At 71.2% G+C, this 2,501-nt stretch carries 2 protein-coding genes; one reads left to right on the forward strand and one right to left on the reverse strand.

The window, feature by feature from the left end:
* Positions 1–152: 152 nt before the first annotated feature.
* Positions 153–1,079, reverse strand: coding sequence for a hypothetical protein (locus D588_RS0107360; protein WP_017915517.1), 927 nt, complete (start codon positions 1,077–1,079; stop codon positions 153–155).
* Positions 1,080–1,293: 214 nt separating this feature from the next.
* Here D588_RS0107360 and D588_RS24245 point away from each other — a divergent pair.
* The coding region (locus tag D588_RS24245) for an MFS transporter (RefSeq protein ID WP_081613500.1) at positions 1,294–2,501 on the forward strand (1,208 nt) is incomplete at its 3' end.

Here is a 2,501-nt window from a genome sequence, read left to right on the forward strand (position 1 = left end):
CCGCGGTGAAGCTGCCTTCCTCGGCGACGGCGACGGCGAATTCGAGCTGGCGCAGGGTCAGCATGGCGCTGCCTGGCGCGCACGGTGGCGAGGCCGCAGCCGATCCGCGCCGGGGCTGCATGCGCCATGCGCCGTCTGTCGCAGTGCCCGCCTCATGCTGTGCGCCCAAGCCGCTTGCGCCATTGCTGACGCAGCCACAGGCGGATGTTGTAGCGGCGCTTGCGGCTCATGAACGGGTAGCGCAGGGTGATGCCGAGCAGGCCGCGCAGCGTGTCCAGCCGCGGCGCATGCGCGGGCAGGGCGTCGCAGCGCACCGAGATGCGGTCGCAGCCGGCGTCGTGGGTGCGGTGGATGACGTCGGCACGCATGATCAGCAGGTCGCCGACCGCGAGGTGCGGCACCACCTTGTGCGCTTCCAGGTCGAAGCCGATCTTCCAGCCGGGGCTGGCGTCGTACAGATCCTCGATCGCATACCAGTCGCCGATGGCGAGGGCCTCGCCCGGAAAGCGCAGCCGGAACCAGTCCAGCGTGTCGGCCTCCACGCAGCGGAAGCGCAGCGCGCCGCGGCCCTGGATGCGCTGGTGCAACTGCGGATCCAGCCGCACGACCACGTCGTCGGCGACGATGGCCACGTTGGCCAGGCCGGCATCGGGCTTGCGCACCGGCATGTAGCAGATCAGGTAGTTGCGGTGGTCGCCATGCAGGAAATAGCTGAAGTGGTCCAGGTGCCAGTTGAGCGCGCCGCCCGGCGCGGTCTTCGGATCGCGGTGCTGGTCGAACGGCAGACGCAGGCTCGGCGCGGCATGGCTTTCGCGGATGCGGATGGCGCAGTAGCCGAAGCGGTCGACGGCGATCGCCAGGCCCATGGCCGCGGCCACCGCCGGCACGGTGGCGGCGATGCGGGCCTGGATGCGCTGCATGTCCGCCGCCGGCAGGTCGCCGATCACGCCGTCGTGGAACTTCTCGGCGCCTTCCAGGAAGCGCAGCAGGCTGTCGGGAATGTCGCCGTCGCCCAGGAAGCCGCGGACCACCGCATACCCGTGCTGCTGCAGCGCCTCGGCGATGTCGGTGCTGGGCATGGTGCGGGTTCCTTCGGCGCGGGGGCGGTGGTGGGGCGGCGCTCCAGTTCGGACGCCGTCTGCGTTCGAAGCGGCGGCCCCGGCGAACCGGCCGGCCTGTCGGCGCGGGAATCACACTATCTCGAAAACAGATGGCAGTGGTGAAAAAAATGCGTTTGAACGATCGCTGCTACCGCCACAGACTGCGCCCCTCCCCACGATCCGGTGTCCGTCCATGGAAACGACTTCGCATCCGCCGATGCGCCGCGGCTTGGTGCTGCTGATGGCCACCGCCACCGGCCTGGCGGTGGCCAGCAACTACTACGCGCAGCCGCTGCTGGAGGTGCTGGCGCAGACCTTCGCCATCGACGTGCGCCGCGCCGGTGCGGTGGTCACCACCGCGCAGCTGGCCTATGCGGCGGGCCTGCTGTTCCTGGTACCGCTGGGCGACCGCTTCGAGCGCCGCAGCCTGATCGTCGGCCTGTACGCGCTCAGCGCGGTCGGCCTGCTGGTCAGCGCGATGGCGCACAGCTTCGCGCTGCTGCTGCTCGGCACCTTGATCACCGGCCTGAGTTCGGTGGCGGCGCAGATCCTGGTGCCGTTCGCCGCGACCCTGGCCGCGCCGCACGAGCGCGGCCGGGTCATCGGCACGGTGATGAGCGGCCTGCTGCTGGGCATCCTGCTGGCGCGCACGGTGTCCGGCCTGCTGGCCGGGATCGGCGGCTGGCACACCGTGTACTGGGTCGCGGCGGCGCTGATCCTGGTGGCCTCGGGGCTGCTGTGGCGCGGCCTGCCGCGGCACCCGGGCAACCCGCACCTGTCCTATCCGCACCTGATCGGTTCGGTGCTGGCGCTGCTGCGCGACGAGCCGGTGCTGCGCGCGCGCTCGGTGCTGGGCGGATTGCTGTTCGCCGGCTTCAGCATGTTCTGGACCACCCTGGCGTTCCTGCTGTCCGGCCCGGATTACCGTTACGGCACCGCGACCATCGGCCTGTTCGGGCTGATCGGCGCGGCCGGCGCGTTCGCCGCCAACCTGTCCGGCAAGCTGTCCGACCGCGGCGCCGGCCATCTGGTCGGCTGGGGCGGCCTGGTCATGCTGCTGCTGTCGTGGTTGCTGTTGCTCGGCGCGCCGCACTCGCTGTGGCTGCTGATCGCCGGGGTGGTGCTGCTGGACGTGGCGGTGCAGGGCGTGCACATCGGCAACCAGAGCGTGATCTACCAACTGGATCCGGCCGCGCGCAACCGCATCACCTCGGCCTACGTCACCTGCTATTTCATCGGCGGTGCGATCGGGTCCAGCCTCGGCACCGCGGCCTATGCCTACGCCGGTTGGCGCGGGGTGGCGCTCGGCGGTGCGGCGCTGGCGGTGGTGGCGCTGCTGTGGATGGGCCTCAGCGTGCGGCCGGGGCGGCAAGCGCCGACGCCGGCGCCGGCGGTACCGTC

The organism is Xanthomonas sp. SHU 308, assembly GCF_000364645.1.
In the GTDB taxonomy this organism is placed as follows: Bacteria; Pseudomonadota; Gammaproteobacteria; order Xanthomonadales; family Xanthomonadaceae; genus Xanthomonas_A; species Xanthomonas_A sontii.